At 72.3% G+C, this 17959-nt stretch carries 21 protein-coding genes; 5 read left to right on the top strand and 16 right to left on the bottom strand.

Going from position 1 to position 17959, the window contains the following annotated elements; all coding sequences use genetic code 11:
* From Tbon_RS09015 to Tbon_RS14220, 7 genes are all read right to left on the bottom strand, one after another.
* Positions 1 to 246 carry an Lrp/AsnC family transcriptional regulator gene (locus Tbon_RS09015; protein WP_158067395.1) on the bottom strand — a complete coding sequence of 82 codons (246 nt, stop codon included), beginning with the start codon at positions 244 to 246 and terminating at the stop codon, positions 1 to 3.
* 103 nt (positions 247 to 349) lie between these two features.
* Positions 350 to 2200: a VWA domain-containing protein gene (locus tag Tbon_RS14405; RefSeq protein ID WP_192497869.1), complete on the bottom strand. Its 1851-nt coding sequence runs from the start codon at positions 2198 to 2200 to the stop codon at positions 350 to 352.
* Positions 2197 to 3141, bottom strand: coding sequence for a vWA domain-containing protein (locus Tbon_RS09005; protein ID WP_158067394.1), 945 nt, complete (start codon positions 3139 to 3141; stop codon positions 2197 to 2199). Before Tbon_RS09005 ends, Tbon_RS14405 begins: the two co-directional genes overlap by 4 nt.
* A complete protein-coding gene (locus Tbon_RS09000; protein ID WP_158067393.1) occupies positions 3138 to 4064 on the bottom strand; it encodes a hypothetical protein in 927 nt (308 codons plus the stop codon). The genes Tbon_RS09005 and Tbon_RS09000 overlap by 4 nt, the downstream gene beginning before the upstream one ends.
* Positions 4061 to 5002: a DUF58 domain-containing protein gene (locus Tbon_RS08995; protein ID WP_158067392.1), complete on the bottom strand. Its 942-nt coding sequence runs from the start codon at positions 5000 to 5002 to the stop codon at positions 4061 to 4063. The genes Tbon_RS09000 and Tbon_RS08995 overlap by 4 nt, the downstream gene beginning before the upstream one ends.
* Before the next feature lie 21 nt (positions 5003 to 5023).
* Positions 5024 to 6013 (bottom strand): AAA family ATPase, encoded by a 990-nt coding sequence (locus Tbon_RS08990; protein WP_225734588.1) that lies wholly within the window; start codon positions 6011 to 6013, stop codon positions 5024 to 5026.
* An 88-nt stretch (positions 6014 to 6101) separates the two neighbouring features.
* The gene (locus Tbon_RS14220) at positions 6102 to 6812 is read right to left on the bottom strand and encodes a ComF family protein (protein WP_225734587.1); all 711 of its coding nucleotides are present in this window, start codon (positions 6810 to 6812) and stop codon (positions 6102 to 6104) included.
* Positions 6813 to 6861: 49 nt separating this feature from the next.
* Between Tbon_RS14220 and moaD the strand changes: the two genes are divergently transcribed.
* Genes moaD through Tbon_RS08975 form a run of 3 tightly spaced genes read left to right on the top strand, consistent with a single transcriptional unit; the run spans position 6862 to position 8104 of the window.
* Positions 6862 to 7110, top strand: coding sequence for a molybdopterin converting factor subunit 1 (gene moaD, locus Tbon_RS08985; RefSeq protein WP_158067390.1), 249 nt, complete (start codon positions 6862 to 6864; stop codon positions 7108 to 7110).
* A 2-nt stretch (positions 7111 to 7112) separates the two neighbouring features.
* On the top strand, positions 7113 to 7565 hold the full coding sequence (locus Tbon_RS08980; RefSeq protein ID WP_158067389.1) for a molybdenum cofactor biosynthesis protein MoaE: 453 nt from the start codon (positions 7113 to 7115) through the stop codon (positions 7563 to 7565).
* Complete coding sequence (locus Tbon_RS08975; RefSeq protein ID WP_192497868.1) at positions 7562 to 8104, top strand: NUDIX hydrolase; 543 nt, start codon at positions 7562 to 7564, stop codon at positions 8102 to 8104. Before Tbon_RS08980 ends, Tbon_RS08975 begins: the two co-directional genes overlap by 4 nt.
* Here Tbon_RS08975 and Tbon_RS08970 read toward each other — a convergent pair.
* The 5 genes from Tbon_RS08970 to rplI all read right to left on the bottom strand — a co-directional run bounded on the left by Tbon_RS08970 (position 8091) and on the right by rplI (position 12673).
* Positions 8091 to 8624, bottom strand: coding sequence for a DUF4352 domain-containing protein (locus Tbon_RS08970; protein WP_158067387.1), 534 nt, complete (start codon positions 8622 to 8624; stop codon positions 8091 to 8093). The two genes, Tbon_RS08975 and Tbon_RS08970, sit on opposite strands and share 14 nt — an antisense overlap.
* Positions 8625 to 8648: 24 nt before the next feature.
* Positions 8649 to 10052 carry an ATP-binding protein gene (locus tag Tbon_RS08965; RefSeq protein WP_158067386.1) on the bottom strand — a complete coding sequence of 468 codons (1404 nt, stop codon included), beginning with the start codon at positions 10050 to 10052 and terminating at the stop codon, positions 8649 to 8651.
* The gene (locus Tbon_RS08960) at positions 9967 to 10695 is read right to left on the bottom strand and encodes a DnaD domain-containing protein (protein WP_158067385.1); all 729 of its coding nucleotides are present in this window, start codon (positions 10693 to 10695) and stop codon (positions 9967 to 9969) included. Before Tbon_RS08960 ends, Tbon_RS08965 begins: the two co-directional genes overlap by 86 nt.
* Entirely contained in the window at positions 10679 to 12073 is a 1395-nt protein-coding gene (gene dnaB, locus Tbon_RS08955) for a replicative DNA helicase (RefSeq protein ID WP_158067384.1), read from the bottom strand. The genes Tbon_RS08960 and dnaB overlap by 17 nt, the downstream gene beginning before the upstream one ends.
* A 78-nt stretch (positions 12074 to 12151) precedes the next feature.
* A complete protein-coding gene (rplI, locus tag Tbon_RS08950) occupies positions 12152 to 12673 on the bottom strand; it encodes a 50S ribosomal protein L9 (protein WP_158067383.1) in 522 nt (173 codons plus the stop codon).
* A 252-nt stretch (positions 12674 to 12925) separates the two neighbouring features.
* Here rplI and Tbon_RS13875 point away from each other — a divergent pair, with 252 nt between their 5' ends.
* Positions 12926 to 14026 (top strand): hypothetical protein, encoded by a 1101-nt coding sequence (locus tag Tbon_RS13875; protein ID WP_192497867.1) that lies wholly within the window; start codon positions 12926 to 12928, stop codon positions 14024 to 14026.
* Positions 14027 to 14054: 28 nt separating this feature from the next.
* Here the strand turns inward: Tbon_RS13875 and Tbon_RS08940 are convergent, their stop codons facing one another.
* Both Tbon_RS08940 and dinB read right to left on the bottom strand, forming a co-directional pair.
* On the bottom strand, positions 14055 to 14720 hold the full coding sequence (locus Tbon_RS08940) for a MerR family transcriptional regulator (protein ID WP_192497866.1): 666 nt from the start codon (positions 14718 to 14720) through the stop codon (positions 14055 to 14057).
* Positions 14721 to 14755: 35 nt separating this feature from the next.
* Complete coding sequence (gene dinB / locus Tbon_RS08935) at positions 14756 to 15955, bottom strand: DNA polymerase IV (RefSeq protein WP_158067381.1); 1200 nt, start codon at positions 15953 to 15955, stop codon at positions 14756 to 14758.
* A gap of 60 nt (positions 15956 to 16015) precedes the next feature.
* On the opposite strand from dinB, the gene Tbon_RS08930 reads away from it, so the two are divergent.
* Complete coding sequence (locus Tbon_RS08930) at positions 16016 to 16888, top strand: PAC2 family protein (RefSeq protein WP_158067380.1); 873 nt, start codon at positions 16016 to 16018, stop codon at positions 16886 to 16888.
* 3 nt (positions 16889 to 16891) lie between these two features.
* Here the strand turns inward: Tbon_RS08930 and Tbon_RS13870 are convergent, their stop codons facing one another.
* Positions 16892 to 17035 carry a hypothetical protein gene (locus Tbon_RS13870; protein ID WP_192497865.1) on the bottom strand — a complete coding sequence of 48 codons (144 nt, stop codon included), beginning with the start codon at positions 17033 to 17035 and terminating at the stop codon, positions 16892 to 16894.
* A gap of 5 nt (positions 17036 to 17040) precedes the next feature.
* Complete coding sequence (locus Tbon_RS08925) at positions 17041 to 17946, bottom strand: TIGR03560 family F420-dependent LLM class oxidoreductase (RefSeq protein ID WP_158067379.1); 906 nt, start codon at positions 17944 to 17946, stop codon at positions 17041 to 17043.
* Positions 17947 to 17959 lie beyond the last annotated feature (13 nt).

Genomic DNA, 17959 nt, shown 5'->3' with positions numbered 1-17959 from the left:
TCAGCGCACTCCGAAGGCTTCGAAGGTGAGGATGGTGTAGGTTTCGCGGACGTGGGGGATGGCGTGGATGTCGCGTTCGATGACGCGGCCGATGCTGTCGATGTCGTCGACGTAGAGCTTGGCCAGGAGGTCGTACTGGCCGGTGATGCTGTAGCACTCGGAGAAGGAGGGCACTTCGGCGACGCGGTTGGCGACGGCGGTGGTGTGGCCGGGGTCGGTTTTGATCATGACGAAAACAGCGCGCATGGGATGAGTGTACGCCACCGCCGGCCGGTCCCGGCGGTAGCGATGGTCACCGACGGCGGGCCTGCGGGGAGCGGCCGAATGGCGGAGACAAGGCGGCCGAACGTCAGTAGTCGGTGCCGGGCCGGCCGGCGAGGGCGTCGCGCTGCTGGGCGAGGCGGCTGCGCTCGGCGAGGAGTTCGAGGATGCGGAGGGCCTGGGCGGGGGTCGGCTGCTCGCCGGCTTCGAGGAGGAGTTCGCGGACCTGGCGGTCGATGGCCTCGATGCGGCGGTTGAGTTCGGCGATGGTCGGGCCCGGCGTGCCGCCGGACCCCGGGACCGGCGTGCCGCCACCGCCCGGCGTCGGCTGGGGCGTGGCGCCGGGCTGCGGCGTTTGGCCGGTCTGGCCGGGTCCCGGCGTGCCCTGGCCCGGCACGGGGGTGCCATCGGCGGAGGGGGCCGGCGTGCCGGGTGCGCCATCCGGAGCGGGGGACGGCGACTGCCCGGGCGACGGCGACGGCGAGGCCGAAGGCGTGGCGGGGGGCGAAGGCGAGGGGGCGGGCGACGGCGGATAGAGCAGGCGGAGGACGACCTCGAAGTCGTGGCGGGACGCGTCGTCGGCGGGGTCGAGGAGCAGGGCATCGCGGAAGGCGGAGAGGGCTTCGGGGAGGCGGCCGGCTTCGAACTGGTGGTGGCCGATGCTGGCGAAGGCGCGCCGACGGATTTCCGGGTCGTTCGATTCGAGGGCGCGCCGGGCGGTGCGGATGGCGTCTTCGTAACGGCCGGCGGCGTGGTAGGCGGCGGCGAGGTTGAGGGCGATGGCCGGGTCGTTCGGGCGCTCGACCTGGGCCTGGAGGAAGGCCTCGATGGCGGCTTCGGCGTCGCCGGCTTCGAGCGCGGCGCGGCCGCGTTCGTTCGCTTCGTAGGCCGGGGAGGCGCAGCCGGCAAGGAGGAGCAGGAGGAGCGGCGCGGCGGCGGGCGCGAGGAGGACGGCGCGCCGCGGCCGGAACCGTTCTACGAGGGTGCCGAGGATGACGACGGCGAGGGCAGCGCCGGCGAAGAGCTGGAACCGCTCGACAGGGAGGGTCGTGGTGCGCTCGTCGAGGCGGGTGCGCTCAAGGGCGCGGATGCGGCCCTCGACGACGCCGGGGACGACGGCGAGATTGGTGCCGAGGTAGCGGCCGCCCGCGGCAACTGCGAGCGCGCGGAGGAACGGCTCATCGAGGCGGGAGACGATGGGCTGGCCGGCGGCATCACGCCGGGGACCGACGCGGCCGGTGATGGGGTCGACGGCAGGGACGATGCCGCCCTCGGGGGTGCCGACCCCGGCGACGAGCAGCTCGACGCCGGCGGCGCGGAAGCGTTCGGCGACGGCAGCGACGTCGCCGCCGAGGTTGTCGCCGTCGGTGAGGAGCAGCACGAGGCGGCCGGCGGAGGAGTCGTCGGCGAGGAGGTCGAGGGCGAGTTCGAGGCCGCGGGCAACGTCGGTGCCGCCTTCGACGAGGACGACGCCGGTTTCGAGCGATTCGACGACGCGGGCGGCAGCAGCGGCGTCGGTTGTGAGGGGGAAGCGGATGCGGGCGCTGCCGGCAAAGATGACGAGGCCGATGCGGTCCCCGGCGAGACGGTCGATGGACTGGACCGCGGCAGCCTTTGCGGCAGCGAGGCGGGAGGGTTCGACGTCGGGGACGTCCATGCTGCGGGAGATGTCCATGACGATGACGAGGTCGGCGCCGGTGCGGGGAACCTGGGAGACGCGGGTGCCCCAGCGCGGCTGGGCGGCGGCGACGATGGCCAGGGCAGCAGCGAGGCTGTAGAGCACCGCGGCGGTGATAGAGGGGCGGGAGGGGAGGAAGCGGGAGAGGCGGCGGGCGCGGCGCCGCCCGCGGGCCATGCCGAAGGCCCAGGCCGCGAGCGCGAGGAAGGGGAGGGGCAGGAGGAGAAGCGCCCAGGGGTGGGCGAAGGTGATGCCGCTCATGCGGGGAGCCTCCGGAGGAGGGTGCCGGCGAGGAGGAGTTCGAGGGCGAGGAGCGCGGCCCCAGCGCCGGCGAACCAGGGGGCGAAGTAGTCGTAGTCGTCGAAGGATTCGCGGGTGATGCGGGAGCGTTCGAGGGAGGAGATTTCGTCGTAGACGTCGGCGAGCTGGCCGGGGTCGCTGGCGGCGAAGTAGCGGCCGCCGGTCTGGGCGGCGATTTCCCGGAGCAGGCGTTCGTCGATTTCGCGACCGCGGTCGATGGGCGAGGGGCTCACGACGCCGATGGTATAGACGCGCACCTTGAGCGCGGCGGCGAGTGCTGCGGCAGCCTCAGGCCGGATGGATGGGGCGTTGTGTTCGCCGTCGGTGAGGAGGATGACGACGCGGCTGGCGGCGGTGGATTCCTGCAGCATGGAGAGGGCGGCGGCGAGGCCGACGCCGATGCCCGTGCCATCGGGGAGGAGGCCGGAGTCGAGGTCGGCGACCATGCGGTCGAGGGCGGCGTAGTCGGTGGACGGCGGGGAGAGGGGGAGGGCGTCCTGCTGGAAGACGACGAGGCCGACGCGGTCGTTCTCGCGGGAGCGGATGAACTCGCGCACGACGTCTTTGGTTACGGCGAGGCGGGTGGAATCGCCGAAGCTCGCGAGCATGGAGCTGGAGAGGTCGAGGGAGAGGACAATGTCGATGCCTTCGCCCGGGACGAGCGTGCGGGCGTCGCCACGGCGGGGCCCGGCGACAGCGATGGCGAGGAGGACGACGGCGAGCACGCGCAGCGCCGGCAGGGCGCGTGCGAAACGGAGGCGCCAGCCCGGGCGGGCCCCGGCGAGCGGCGGGATGGCAGCGACGGGCACGGCCGGGCGGGGGCGACGGACGGCCCACGCGAGCGGGATGGCGAGGAGGGCGAGGGCGAGCCCCGCGGGGGCGGCGAATTCGAGGCCGTTCACTGCGGCCCTCCGATGAGTTCGTAGGCCATGGCGAGGTCGGCGCGGCGGCGCTCGGGTGCGGGACGGTAGCCTGCGTAGACGACGGCGTCGCACTCCTCGAGGAGGCCGCCGGCGAGGCGGGCGACCCAGCGGTCGGCGCCGGAGGCTTCGAGGCGGGCGCGGAGCTCGGCGGCGGTGAGGGCGGTGGCGGGGATGGCGAAGCGGCGGGCAAGCTCGGCGCGGACCGTGGCGGCGAGAGCGCGGTAGGCGGCGACGGGGTCGGTATCGATGGCGGATTCGGCGAGGAGCAGGCCGGGGAGGGCGGGTTCGGCGGGCGGGGGCGGAGCCGGCACGGGCCGGGCGGGGCGGCGCGCCAGCCGCCGGATGAGCATGGCGGCGCCGAGCAGAACGACTGCCGCGGCTGCAACTGCGGCGGCAGCCAGCGCGGGGCGGAGGAGCGGGGATTCGGCGCCGGCAATGGCAGCCGGGGGCGGGAGCGGGGTGAGTTCGAGCGGGGCATCCGGGAGGAGGGTGGGGAGGACGGCGATGGTGACCGGAGGGGGTTCGAGCGTCGAGAGCTCGGCGCCGGCAGCGACGGCGATGGTCGGGGAGAAGGGGAGGTCGCCGAGGGCGAACGGGGCGACGACGGCTTCGAGCAGCCACTCGGTGCCGGCGGACGTGGTGCGGAGCTGGCGCGGAGGTTCGAGACGCACCAGTTCGACGGCGCCCCAGCCCGCGGTGCCGGGGGCGAGCTCCGGCTGCCTGCCCGGGGGAAGGACGATGCGGACCGCCAGGCGGAGGTGGTCGCCGATGCGGGCGCTGGCCGGCTGGACCGTCACCTCCGGCACGGGGGCGGGCTGGGCCCGGGCGCCGGGACCCGCGAGGGCGGCGGCGAGGACCGCAAGCACGCCGAGCAGGGCAGCCGGGAGAGCGCGGCGCATCATGCGGCGGCCCCCCGGCGGCGGAAGAAGCGGAGGAGGGCGGGGACGTAGTCCTCGCCGGCGACGGCGCGGATTTCGTCGATGCCGAGCTGGCCGAAGAGGGCAGCGCGGTCGGCGTCGAGTTCGCGGACGCGGCGGGCGTAGGCCTCGCGCACGGCCGGGTCGCAGGTGTCGAGCTCGAGCACGGCGCCGGTTTCGGCGTCGGCCACGGTGACGACTCCGGCATCGGGGAGGGCTTCGTCGACGGGGTCGCGGACGGTGACGGCGATCAGGTCGTGGCGGCTGGCCGCGGCGCGGAGGCGGGCCGGTTCGACCGGAGCGAGGAAGTCGGAGATGAGGAAGACGGTGGCGCGGCGGCGCTGTACGCCGACGAGGTACTGGAGCGCGGCGGCGAGGTCGGTACCGGGATGCGCCGGGCGGGCGCGGAGGATTTCGCGGATGACGCGGAGGACGTGGGTTGCGCCGCCAGCAGGGCGGACGTAGCGCTGGGGGCGGCCGGCGAAGAGGAGGAGGCCGACGCGGTCCTTGTTGCGGACGGCAGCGAGGGCGAGGACGGCGGCGATTTCGGCGGCGAGGGCGCTTTTTGCGACGGGCGCGGCGCCGGCGAACTGGGAGGCGGAGACATCGACGACGAAGATGACGGTGAGGTCGCGGTCTTCGCGGTAGCGGCGGATGAACGGCTCGCCGGTGCGGGCGTAGGCGTTCCAGTCGAGGGCGCGGACGTCGTCGCCGGGGACGTAGGGGCGGAGTTCATCGAACTCGAGGCCGCGGCCGCGGAAGACGGCGTGGTATTCGCCGAGGAAGAGGGTGTTGACGAGGCGGCGGGCGCGCAGCTCGATGGCGCGGACGCGGGCGAGGAGCGCGGGGGTGAGGGGGTCATCGAGCGCGGGGGCTGCCCGGGAAGGAGCGGTGCGGGGGAAGGGGATGGGGAGACGGAGCATGCGACCCCCGGCAGGGAACGTTCAGGGCACGTCGACGCCTTCGAGCAGGCGGTCGATGAGGTCGTCGGGCGTCAGCTCGCGGGCGTCGGCTTCGTAGGTGGTGATGATGCGATGGCGGAGTGCCTCGTGGGCGACCGCTTTGACGTCATCGGGCGTGGTGTAGCCGCGGCCGTGGAGGAACGCGTGGGCGCGTGCGGCGAGGGCGAGGCTGATCGAGGCGCGCGGGGAGGCGCCGAAGGCGATGAGTGGCTGGAGGTCGGGGAGGCGGTAGTCGGCGGGGCGCCGGGTGGCCGCGACGAGCTGGGTGATGTAGTCGCGGATGGCGTCGTCAAGGGCGACCTCGTGGACGGCGGCGCGGGCATCGAGGATGGACTGGCGGGAGGCGACGACGCCGACGCGGGGCGGCTCCGGGGCGAGGCTGAGTTCGAGGACCTGCCGCTCCTCGGCGCGGGAGGGGTAGTCGACGCGGACCTTGAGGAGGAAGCGGTCGAGCTGGGCCTCGGGCAGGGGGTAGGTGCCTTCCTGCTCGATCGGATTCTGGGTGGTGATGACGAGGAAGGGGTCATCGAGCGGGAAGGTCTGGCCGCCGATGGTGACCTGGCGCTCCTGCATCGCTTCGAGGAGGGCGGACTGGACCTTGGCGGGGGCGCGGTTGATTTCGTCGGCGAGGACGAAGTTGGCGAAGATGGGGCCCTTGCGGATGGTGAACTGGCCATCGCGGGCGTTGAAGACCTCGGTGCCGACGAGGTCGGCGGGGAGGAGGTCGGGAGTGAACTGGATGCGGACGGCGTGAAGGTCAAGGGCGCGGGCGAGGGTGGAGACGGTGAGGGACTTGGCGAGGCCGGGGACGCCCTCGACGAGGATGTGGCCGTTGCAGAGGAGGCCGATGAGGAGGCGGTCGATGAGGCGGTCCTGGCCGATGATGACGCGGTGGACCTCGGCGCGGACGCGGGCGAGGGTATCGGCGGCGAGGGCGGCGGCAGGCGGGAGGGCGGATGCGCCGGGCGGCACGGCAGGCTCCGGGGCTACAGGGTGCCCGTATTGTAGGCGGGCGGCAGGTAAAGCCGGGGGGTGCGCGCTTTCCCGGCGGCGCGGCGGGTCAGTCGTCGATCGGGGCCTCCGGGGCCGAGAGGTCGAGGCTGGCGCGGGTGAAGCTGACGGCCCAGACCCGGCAGGCGCCGTGGTCGAGGAGGGCGCGGGCGCATTCGCGGGCTGTGGCGCCGGAGGTGATGACATCGTCGATCAGGCCGACGACGAGACCATCGAGGGGCGGGCCTTCGGCGGCGAAGGCGCCGGCCAGGGCTGCGGCGCGGGCGGCGGCCGTGCGGCGCACCTGGCTGCCGGTGTTGCGGACGCGGCGCAGGCGGGCCGGGGCGGGCGGGAGGCCGGCATGGCGGAGGAGGAGTTCGGCCTGGTTGAAGCCGCGGTCGCGCTCGCGGCTCCGGTGGAGGGGAACGGCGACCCAGCCGTCGACGGGGAGAGACGCGGCAAGCGGGGCCACGCGGGCGGCCATCAAAGGAGCGAGGGCGCGGTAGCGCTGGTATTTGAGGCGGTGGACGAGGGCGCGCGCGGCGCCGGCGTGTTCGTAGACGGAGCGGACGCCGGCGAGTTCGCGCCAGCCGAAGCAGCGGGGGCAAAAATCGGCTCCGTCCCAGGCGGCGGAGCAGTTGCCGCAGCGGCCGGGACCGACGGCAGGCTCGAGGCGGGCTTCGCAGGCGGGGCAGAGGGCGGTATCGAAGGCGCCGCAGCCGGCGCAGCGGAGGGGAAAGAGGAGGTCGACGGCGCGGTCGAGCAGGGTGCGGGGACGCATCGCGGGGAGGATAGCAACCGCCGGCACCGGGCGGGGCTACAATGGGGGCATGGGTTCGGTCACGGTGCTGCTCTTTGCTTCGCTGGCGGAACGGGCCGGGACCCGGCGGCTCGAGGTCGAGGTCGGCGAGGGGGAGCTGGTGCGGGACGTGCGCGACCGGGTGGTGGCGCGATATCCGCAGCTGGCCGCGGCCGTGCCGACGCTGATGTATGCGCTGGACGAGGAGTACGCGCGGGAGGATGCGCCGGTGCGGGCCGGTGCGACGCTCGCGCTGATCCCGCCGGTTTCGGGAGGTTGACGATGCTGATCCGGGTGACGGAGGAGCCGCTTTCGGCGGACGAGGCTGCGCGGGCGGTGGCCTCGCCGGCGGCCGGGGCGATCAACGTCTTCCTCGGGGTGGTGCGGAACACCAACCTGGGGCGCGCAGTCTCGCACCTGGTGTACGACGCCTACCCGTCGATGGCGGAGAAGGAGATGCGGGCGATCGCGGAGGAGGCGAAGGCGCGGTTCGGGCTGGAGGGCTGCGCGATCCTGCACCGGACGGGGCGGCTGGAAATCGGGGAGACGAGCCTGGTGGTCGCGGTGAGCTGCGGGCACCGGCGGGAGTCGTACGAGGCGGGGCTGTGGGTCGTGAACGAGGTGAAGAAGCGGGTGCCGGTGTGGAAGAAGGAAGTCTGGGAGGACGGGGAGGAATGGATCGAAGGGCCGGAATCGCTGGGGATGCAGCAGGCGCCGGCGAGCATGCGCCCATGACGAGCCACCCGCATGCCTTCAGCCGGTACTGCATGCACTGCGGGCAGCGGCTGACGACGGCGATCCCGGAAGGGGATACGAAGCGGCGGATGGTCTGCCTCGATTGCGGGTTCGTGCACTACCTGAACCCGCGGCCGGTGGTGGGCATCATCCCGGTACGGGAGGACGGCCGGCTGCTGCTGGTGCGGCGGACGATCGAGCCGCGGAGCGGGACCTGGGTGTTCCCCGGCGGCTACATGGACCTCGGGGAGACGGCCGAGGAGGCGGCGATGCGGGAGACGCTGGAGGAGGCGCACCTGGAGGTGGCGGACCTGCGGCTGGTCGGGGTGTTCACGCGGACCGGGCCCGGGATTGTGGTGATCGTGTACGAGGGGCGGGCGCTGGGCGAAGGGGCGCCGGGCCACGAGACGAGCGAGGTGCGGTGGTTCGCGCCGGAGGCGATCCCGTGGGACGAGCTGGCGTTCGACAGCACGGAGGCTGCGCTGCGGGCGTGGGCGCAGCAGCGCGGGCTGGATATCCCGGGGCTCAGGGCAGGGTGAGGAGCGGCTCGGAGCGGGCAGCGGTGCCGTACTCGAGGGCTGCCGGTTGGACGCCGGGAGGGAGGTCGAAGGCGACCCAGCCATTGACGGCATCGCCGGCTGCGAGGGTGCCCGTGTGCAGGGCGGGCTCCTGGTTCGTGAGCGCCCAGCCGTAGCGGACGCCGTCGCTGCCGCGGAGCCGGATGGAGGCGACGCTGTAGGCGGCGCCGGGCTCGACAGGTTCGAGGCGGAGGAGGATGCCGACGCGGCGGAGCCCGGTCTTGACCGGGTAGAGCCCCGGCGGTTCAGGGTCGGCAACCCGGAGGACGGTGAAGCGGATGCCCCGGTGCACGGCGGAGGGCGAGGGGTCGGCGGGGGGCGCATCGGGGCCGTCCAGTGCGGCCGGGCGGGCGAGCGGCTCAGCGGAAGGCGGTGTGGTCACGGAGATGCGCTCGGCTTCGCGGGCGAGGAAGACGGCGAGGCCGACGAGGAGCAGGAGCACGCCAGCGGCGAAGATCGCGAGCCCGCGCTTCCAGGTCACGGATGCATCGTAACGGCTGGAGCGTTACCGCGTGCGCCGGGAGGGACGGGGCGGGCCGCCTGCGCCGCGGCCGAGGTGGTAGTGTGGGGCGAGGATGACAATGATGGCGCCGGCGCGGGGGTCGGCGATGCGGGCGACGATTCGGGGATTGACGGCCTGGAGCTCCTCGAGGGAGCGGTCGGAGGTGACAACGGTCGGCAGGCCGGCGACGTGGCGGTAGTTCACGACCTGGTAGAGCTTTTCCTGGGCCCAGGGGGTGGCGGCCTGGGCGCCGAAGTCGTCGAGGACGAGGAGGTCGGCGGTGCGGACGCGTTCGAAGAGTTCGTCGTAGGGGAGTTCGCGGCCGGGTGCGAAGGAGGCGCGGAGGTGGTCGAGGAGGTCGGGGACGACGGCGAAGACGACCGACTGGCCGCGTTCGAGGGCGCGGTTGGCGATGGCGCCGGCGAGGTGGGTCTTGCCGCAGCCGTTGGTGCCGCAAAAGACGAGCCAGCCCTGGGGGTCCTCGGCGTACCTGCGGGCGGCGTCGAAGGCGGCTTCGAGGGAGGCGCGCTCTTCCTCGCGGAGGCCCGGGACGCGGGTCTCGAAGGTGCGGAACTGGCAGGCGGCGAGCCGCTCACGGCTCATGCCGCCGATTTCGAAGTAGCCTGCGGCCTGGCCGCGGCCGAGGGTGATGACGCGGGCGAGGGCAGGGTCGAGGAGGCGGGTGGCGAGGCGCGGGTCAAGCGCGGCGGGCGGGGTGCTCGTGGTGATGACGGTCGGCAGGGCGAGGTTGAAGCGGTGGTTAATGACCTGGAGCAGCTTCTCGCGGGCCCATGGCGTTCCGGACGCGCCATCGAGGTCGTCGAGGATGAGCAGCGGGGCGTTGCGGACCTGTTCGAAGACGCGGTTGAAGGAGAGGTCCTCGTCATCGGTGTCGTAGCCGGCGCGGAGGTGGTCGAGGAGGTCGGCGACGACCATAAAGAGGACGGGGTGGCCGAGTTCGATGCGGCGGTTGGCGAGGGCTGCGGCGAGGTGGGTTTTGCCGGTGCCGGAGGGCCCGGAGAGGACGAGCCAGCCTTCGGGGCGCTCCGCGTAGGCGCGGGCGGCGGCTACGGCGGCTTCGAAGGCGTCGTCGGCGCCGGTGCGGCCGCGGGGGTTGAGGGTGGCGAAGGTGAAGCGGGCGAGGGCGCCGATGTTGCTGAGGCGGGTGAGCCGTTCGCGGCGCTGGTCTTCGGCTTCATCGAGGACGCAGTCGCACGGTTCGGCGCGGCCGAAGCGGGGATGGCCGACGGGGTAGGGGCGGCGGACGAAGCCGGCGCCGCGGCAGATGGGGCAGGCGGCCTCCTCTTCGGGGTCGGGGGAGTCAGCGGTAGCGGGCGATGCTGCCGAAGGGTCCGCCGAGGAAGCGGCGTTTCGCGTCTTCGAGAGAATCTCGTCCAGTCGTTTCATCGGGGCGGCCCTCCAGAGCCCAGGTCTCGAGCATGCGCTGGATGTAGCGCCAGTTGCGGATGTTGCGTTCGGCGGCTTCGCGGAAGGCGTCTTCAATCCAGTCTGGGGGATAGGCGGCTTCGGCCTCAACGAGCTTTTCGGCGACGAGGGGGGTGATGGTGCCGATGTGCTCTTCGTAGAGGCGGAAGATGCCGGGGCGCTCTTCGCGGGCGCGGAGCGGGGCGACAGCTGCGCCGGGCCGGAGTTCGAGTTCGCCGGCGAGGGCGCGGGCTATCGACCGGCGGGCAGCGGGGGTGTTGACGAAGTAGAGGGCTTCGGGGCCGCCGGGGCCGCGCACTTCAAGGGCGAGGAGCGCGCGGAGTTCGAGGCAGCGCTGGAGGCCAGTATCGAGGCCGGGGCGGCCGCCGGCGAGGCGTTCGAAGGAGAGGCGGGCCGGCTCGTGGGCCCAGATGGCTTCGGCGGCGACGCAGCGGGGCTCGGCCTTCAGCTCCTGCGTGAGGCGGGCGACCCAGAGGAAGGCGAGGAGGTCGCCGGGGGCCTCCATGCGGGGGAGGACGGCGGCGAAGAAGAGGTTGGGGATGGCGGTGGCCTTGCCGATGCCCGGGAAGCCGGCGAAGGCGTCGGGGTCAGAGGAGGTCGTCATCGGTCTTCAGGACCCAGTCTTCGAAGCGTGCGAAGGGGGCGCGGAAGCGGAGTTCGATGGTGCCGATGGGGCCGTGGCGGTTCTTGGCGACGATGACCTGTGCGACGCCGCGGGGGTAGGCGGACTCGGGGAGGTCGGGGTGCTGCTGGGCCCACTGCTCAGGGGTGACGTAGAGCTCTTCGCGGCTGAGGAAGATGACAATATCGGCGTCCTGTTCGATGGAGCCGGAGTCTCGGAGGTCGGAGAGCATCGGGATGCGGGGGTGGCGGTTTTCGATGGCGCGGGAGAGCTGGGCAAGGGCGATGATGGGGACATCGAGCTCGCGGGCAAGGCTCTTGAGGGTGCGGGAGATGTAGGAGATCTCCTGCACGCGGTTTTCGCGGGAGCTGGTGGACTCGCCCTGCATGAGCTGGAGGTAGTCGATGATGATGAGGTCCAGGCCGCCGGCCTGCCCGGCGAGGCGGCGGGCGCGTGCGCGGAGCTCGGCGACGGTGAGGAAGGGCGAGTCATCGAACCAGATGTTGGCTTCGGAGAGGCGGGATGCGGCGTTGATGACCTTCCGCTCTTCGAATTCGGTGTTCTGGCCGAGGCGGAGACGGTTGCTTTCGACGCCGGCTTCTGCACTGAGGAGGCGGACGGCGAGCTGCTCGGCGGACATTTCGAGGGAGAAGACGGCGACGTTCGCCTTCTGGAGGATGGCGGCGTTGCGGGCGATGCCGAGGGCGAAGCTGGATTTCCCGACGCTGGGGCGGGCGCCGATGATGACGAGGTCGGAGCGCTTGAAGCCGCCGAGGAGGGTATCGAGGTCGGTGAAGCCGGAGCGGATGGCGGAGATTTGGAGGCGCTCGGCTTCGGCGGGGTCCTGTTCGAGGTAGGAATCGAGGACCTGCCGGATGTGGACGAAATCGCGGAAGGACTCGCCACCGCGGAGGCGCTGGATGAGCGATTCGGCGCGGGTGAAGACGGTTTCGATTTCGGCCGGGGCCTCGTAGGCCATCTGCATGATGGCTGCCGCCGCGTGGATGAGGCCGCGGTAGGTGGCATCGCGCTTGACGATGCGGGCGTAGAACTCGACGCCGATGGAGGTGGGCAGGCGGCGGATGATGTCGGCGAGGAAGGTTTGGCCGCCGACGTCCTCGAGCTGGTCGCGGACGGCAAGTTCGTGGGCGACGGTGATCTGGTTGATGACTTCGTCGCGGTTCCAGAGGGCGAGGCAGGCGTCGTAGATCCAGCCGTGCTTTTCGCGGAAGAAGTCGGAAGGCTTGAGGATGTTGACGACCGCGAGCATGGCATCGGGGTCGACCATGAGAGAGGCGATGACGGCCTCCTCGGCCTCGATGTCATGCGGAGGGAGGCGTTCGAGGGGTGCGAGGGTCATGGGTGAAGGAGGGACGCGGGAGACGCTGGCGTGCGCGGCGGGGATGCGAGTCCTGTCCCTACGGCCCTCCTTTCGCGGTTATTCGGCGGGTTCGGCGGCGGGCGCTTCGGCAGCGCGGGCGGCCTGCAGCTTTTCGACCACGGGCTTCGAGGCGGCGTCCGGGACGACGTCGACGGTGACGGTGACGCTGACGTTCCGGGTGAACTTGATTTCGACGGGCCGCTGGCCGAGTTCGCGGATTGGCTCGGGGAGGAGGACCTGCTGGTGCTCGAGCTCGACACCGGCGGCCGCCTGGATGGCGGCGGCGACATCGCGGTTGGTTACGGAGCCGAAGAGGCGGCCGGTTTCGCCGACGCGGGCCTCGATGCTGACGACGAGGTTTTCGAGCTTCGCGGCGATGGCGCGGGCCTCGTTATCGAGCTTCTCTTGGCGGCGGGCCTCACGCTGGGCGATGGCGTTCGCGCGGCGGAGGTTTTCCTTCGTGGTGGGGCCGGCGATGCCGCGGGGCAGGAGGAAGTTGCGGGCGAAGCCGTTCCGCACTTCTTTGACTTCGCCGGCCTGGGCGGTGCCTTCAACGTCTTCGAAAAAGACGACCTTCATGATGACCTCGGGGTTTGCGGGATGGCCCGGCGGGTCCCGGCGGGGTGGAATCCCGCCCGGTGCGATCCCGGGGGCAGGGTAGAGAGGTCAGCATACCGGTTCCAGCGATTATGGTCAGGTGTGCAAGGTTTTGACGGGACGTTCACGTTCGCGCTGGCTTATGGATAGCAGCTCCCGGCGACAGATGCTGTCGCGTGCCGGCGGAAGGGGCGCGATTCGCGGCGAAGCAGCGAGCGTCCTACGCTGTGGGCCATGGGCTATGAGCAGCCGGTGCTGGTGATTTTTCACGGGGGCACGGGCACGGGCGAGGCGGAGCGGCTGATGGCCCGGGCGCGGGTGGCCGCGGCCCGGGAGACGGCGCGGGCGGCGCTGGCAGCGGGCTTCGAGGCGGTCATCGTGGCGACGGACGACCCCGGGGCGTTCGAACCGCCGGAACCGGGGATGCTGCTCGATGCGGACCCGGCAGGGGAGCCGTTCGTGTACCAGGAGCGGCTGGTGCGGCTGATCGAGCGGTACGGGCTGGCGCGGCCGGCGGTGATGGGGTCGGGGTCGGTGCCGCTGCTCGGCGCGGAGGAGTTCGCGCTGGTGGTGGAGCAGCTCCAGGCGCGCGACGGCCGGTTTGTGACGAACAATTTCTACTCGGCAGACCTGACGGGGTGGACGCCGGGCGAGGCGGTCCGGCGGCTGGGCCCGTTCGGGCGGGACAATCTGCTGCCGCGGCGGCTGCGGGACGAGGCGGAGCTAGCGCCGGTGATGCTGCCGCGGACCACGGCGACGCAGTTCGACCTGGACACGCCGACGGACCTGGCGGTGCTGGGGCTGGCGCCGGGGGTTCCGCCGGCGCTGCGGGCGGCGGCTGTGCCGGTGGCAGGGCTGACGGAGCGGCTGCGGGCGGTGATGCCGCTGCTTTGCGACCGGTCGGCGCAGCTGGTGGTCGCCGGGAGGGTGGGAAGCCAGGCGTGGCAGTACCTGGAGCGGGAGACGGCGTGCCGGGTGCGGGTGTTCAGCGAGGAGCGGGGGCTGGCGACGGCGCCGGAGGGGCACCGGCCGCGGAGCCTGCTCGGCTTTCTGCTGGAGGAGGTCGGGCCGGAGCGGTTCTTCCAGCGGATGGCGGAGCTGGGGGACGCGGTGGTGATCGATACGCGGGTGATCGAGGCGCACCTCGGGATTACGCCCTCGCGGGAGGACCGGTTCCAGAGCGACCTGGGGGCGTGGGAGCGGGTGGCGGAGCCGGAGCTGCGGCGGTTTACGAAGGCGGCGCTGGAGGCGCCGGTGCCGGTGGTGCTCGGCGGGCATTCGCTCGTCTCGGGCGGGCTGATGGCGCTGAACGACGCAGCCTGGGAGGGGCGGTAGGCCCAGGCGCGGCAGCGGCGCCAGGTCCTCAGCGCGACTGGGCTTCGTAGACGGAGGCCATGCCCTCGAGCATGACATCGGCGAGGGAGAGGACGTTTTCGATGGCGTCGACGGCCTCCTCGGCGGAGAGGCCGGCCTCGGTGGCGATCTGGGCGGCCGTTTCTTCGAGGGAGCGGCGAAGCGCGTTGAAGGTGGCGACAGCGGTGGTGAGGCTGATGTGCTCGCTGACGAGGGTGCGTCCGTACTCGCGGCCGATGGAGCGGGCATCTTCGATCGCCCGATCGCGCCTGGCCTCGCCGGCGATGATGCGGGAGAAGAGGTCGACGACCTGGCGGCCAAGGAGGCGGAGCCGGTCGAGGGCGTCGGGGCTGAGCTGGTCGAAGGCGGGCGCTGCGTGGGCGGCGCGGCCGCGGGGATGGAGGCGACGGCGGACCCTGGCGGTGGCGAGGTCGCTGATGCGGGAGGGGTCGCGGGCGGCCTGCTGGGGGGCCATGCTGGCGACGATGTGTTTGAGGTCTTCGGCCAGGATGCGGCGGTGGCCGCCGCTCGTCCGGTAGGAACGGATTTCCCCGGCATCGGCCCAGCGGCGGATGGTGGATTCGCTAACGCCGAGGAGTTTGCTGGCCGCGCCGAGGGTGAGCCAGCGGCTGCTGCCGGTTTCGAGCTCGGGCAGGGGGTCGTCAAACTTGTCCAAAGCGTGCCAATTCTTTCGCCATTCGCGGGAAGGTGTCAATGCGGGGGCGGCGCCGGGCCATCGCCGGGCGCGGGCTCGCGCAGTTCGGCCGCACGGCGGATGACGGTATCACCGAAGCGGTCGCGGAGCTCGATGAGGGCCCGCTGGAGGGCGGCCGGCGCGGCAGTTTCGCCGAGGGCGAGCTGGCGGGCGCGCTCGGTGAGGCCGGTGACGCCGAGGCCGATCAGGCGGACCGGCCGGCGGGCGTGCTCGGCCCAGGCGGCTTCGAAGAGGCGGAGGGCCTCGCTGTACAGCTCATCGGCGAAGAGGAGCTGCCGGCCGGGTGTGTGGGAGCGCGTGAGGGTTTCGAAGGGCGGGAAGCGGAGCTTGAGCACGACGGTGCGGGCGGCGCGCTGCTCGCGGGCGAGGTCGTCGGCGACGCGCTCGGCCTGGCGGAGCAGGGTGGCGCGGAGCACGTCGGCGGAGGGCTCGTCGCGGCCGAAGGTGTGTTCGCGGGAGATGGAGCGGCGGTCGGGGCGGAGGGCGACGACGGGTCCATCGGCGATGCCGAGGGCGCGCCGGCGGAGGTCGGCGCCGTGGCGGCCGAACTTCGCGACGAGGACCGACTCGGGCAGGGCGGCGAGGTCGCCGATGGTGGCGACGCCGAGCCGTTCGAGGACCGCGGCCGTGCGGCGCCCGATGCCGGGGAGGTCGCGGACGGGGCGGGGCGCGAGGAAGGCCGCCTCCTCGCCGGGCGGGACGCGGAGCAGGCCGTCCGGCTTGGCGGCGTCGCTGGCCACTTTCGCGACGAGGCGGTTCGCGGCGATGCCGACCGAGGCGGTGATGCCGATTTCGTCGCGGACGCGGCGCCGGATGGCTTCGGCGATTTCGACGGGGGTGCCGAAGAGCTGCTCGGAGCCGGCGACATCGAGGTAGGCTTCGTCGACGCTGACCGATTCGACGACGGGGGTATAGCTGCGAAGGATAGCGTGGAAGGTCTTCGAGGCGGGTGCGTACCACGAGAAATCGGGCGGGAGGAAGACGGCGGAAGGACAGAGTTCGCGCGCGCGGAGGGTGGGCATGGCGGAGCGGATGCCGTAGCGGCGGGCCTCGTAGCTGGCGGTGCTGACGACGCCGCGGGGCCCGAGGTAGCCGACCACGACCGGTTTTCCCCGGAGCTCCGGACGGCGGAGGAGCTCCATGGCGACGAAGAAGGCGTCGAGGTCGACGTGGAGGATAGTGGCGGTGCCGACCATTTGTTCGGATGGTAGCAGGCAGGGAGCCGCGCGTGACGGGGCGGGGTGTATGCTGGGGGCATGGAGTACCTGCGGCTGGAGAATCTGCCGGAGCTGCGCTCGCCGGTGTTCATCTGCGCGTTCGCGGGGTGGAACGACGCTGCTTCGGCGGCGACGAATGCTGCGCGGTTCGTGGTGCGGCGGTTCGGCGCCCGGAAGTTTGGGAGCTTCGACCCGGAGCCGTTTTTCGACTTCCGCGAGGTGCGTCCGCAGGTGCGGCTGACGGTGCGGGGGGAGCGTGAGGTGATCTGGCCGGCGAACGACCTGTACTACGCGCGGAACCCGATGGGGCCGCACGATGTGCTGGTGTTCATCGGCACGGAGCCGAACCTGAAGTGGCGGACGTATGCCGGGGAGCTGGTGGAGCTGGCCACGTGGATGCGGACGGATCTCGTGGTGTCGCTCGGGGCGCTGCTGGCGGATGTGCCGCACACGCGGCCGGTGCGGGTGACGGGGAGCGCCTTCGACCCGGCGGTCGGTGAGCGGCTGGGGCTGCAGCCGTCGCGGTACGAGGGGCCGACGGGCATCGTGGGGGTGCTGCACACGGCGCTGCGGGATGCGGGGCTGCCGGGCGCGAGCCTCTGGGCGAACGTGCCGCACTACCTGACGGCGAGCCAGAACCCGGCAGCGACGGCGGCGCTGTTGCGCCGCATTTCGGGGCTGCTCGAGGTGGAGTTCGACCTTGCCGAGATGGATGCCGCTGCGCAGCGGTTCGTGGCCGAGGTGGAGGGAGCGCTGCAGGCGAACCCGGAAGCGCAGGAGTACGTGCGGCGGCTCGAGGCGAGCTACGAAGAGGCGAGGCTCGAGGCGCCCCAGCTGCCGCGAGGGGAGGACCTCGTGCTCGATATCGAGCGGTTCCTCCGGGAGCAGCGGGAAGGCCGGGGCGACGAGTAAGTCTCAGGCGGCCGGCCGACCGCGGGGTTCGCCGGGGAGCAGGAGCGCATCGAGGACGGCGTAGAGGCCGACCAGCACGAGCGTGATGATGGCGACGCGCACAAGGCGGCGAATGAGGCGGAGGGGCATGGCAGCGAGCGTTCGCATTGGGGTTACTCCCTGCTCACGCGCGTGATGACCTCTTCGTTGAAGCGGTCGAGCGTGGCGAGCTTCTCGTCAAGGGTACGGCCGATGGTGAAGCCGGGGATGATGAGTTCGTTGACTCCGGCTTCGGCGTACTGCTCGACGAGCGCCCGGAGTTCGGGGCCTGTCCCGCCGAGGACGGGGCGCCCGGAGGCGCGGACGCGTTCTATGAGCGACCGGTCGTCGGTCATGACAAGGAGCGCCTGTGCGGAACGGCGGATGGTGCGGGGGTCGCGGCCGAGCTCTTCGCAGTAGCGGTCGAGGATTTGGCCTTTGCGGGCGAGGACTTCCGGGGTGCCCCAGGCGTTCCACTCGTTTGCGTAGCGTGCCGCGATGCGGAGGGTGCGCTGTTCGCCGCCCCCGCCGATGAGGAGCGGGACCGGGGACTGGACCGGTTTCGGCTCGAGGGGGGCATCGGTGAGCTGGTAGTAGCGGCCGGCGAAGGTGGTGCGGCGATTGGCGAAGAGGCTGGTGATGACGTGGCAGGCTTCTTCGAGGCGGGAGAGGCGGCCGCCGACGGTTGAGAATTCGATGCCGTAGGCGCGGTGTTCGTTCTCCTGCCAGCCGGCGCCGAGGCCGAGGACGAGGCGGCCGCCGCTGATGATGTCGACGGTGGCGGCCATCTTGGCGAGGACGGCAGGGTGGCGGTAGGTGTTGCCAGTGACGAGCGGGCCGATCCGGATGCGGGGGACGGCTGCGGCGAGGGCAGCGAGGGTGGTCCAGCATTCGCCGACGGGGGCGGAGACGTCGGCATCGTTCGGCATGAAGTGGTCGGCGTAGTAGACGCCGTCCCAGCCGGTGGCTTCGGCGTGGCGGGCGATGGCGAGGGTTTCGGCCCAGGGGTCGTTCATGCTGGGCCAGACGGCGAATTTCACGGGCGGCGCTCCG

This window comes from Tepidiforma bonchosmolovskayae, from assembly GCF_008838325.1.
Taxonomy (GTDB): Bacteria; Chloroflexota; Dehalococcoidia; order Tepidiformales; family Tepidiformaceae; genus Tepidiforma; species Tepidiforma bonchosmolovskayae.
Note: the sequence above shows the minus strand (reverse complement) of the source record. Positions and strands in the feature narration are given on the sequence as shown.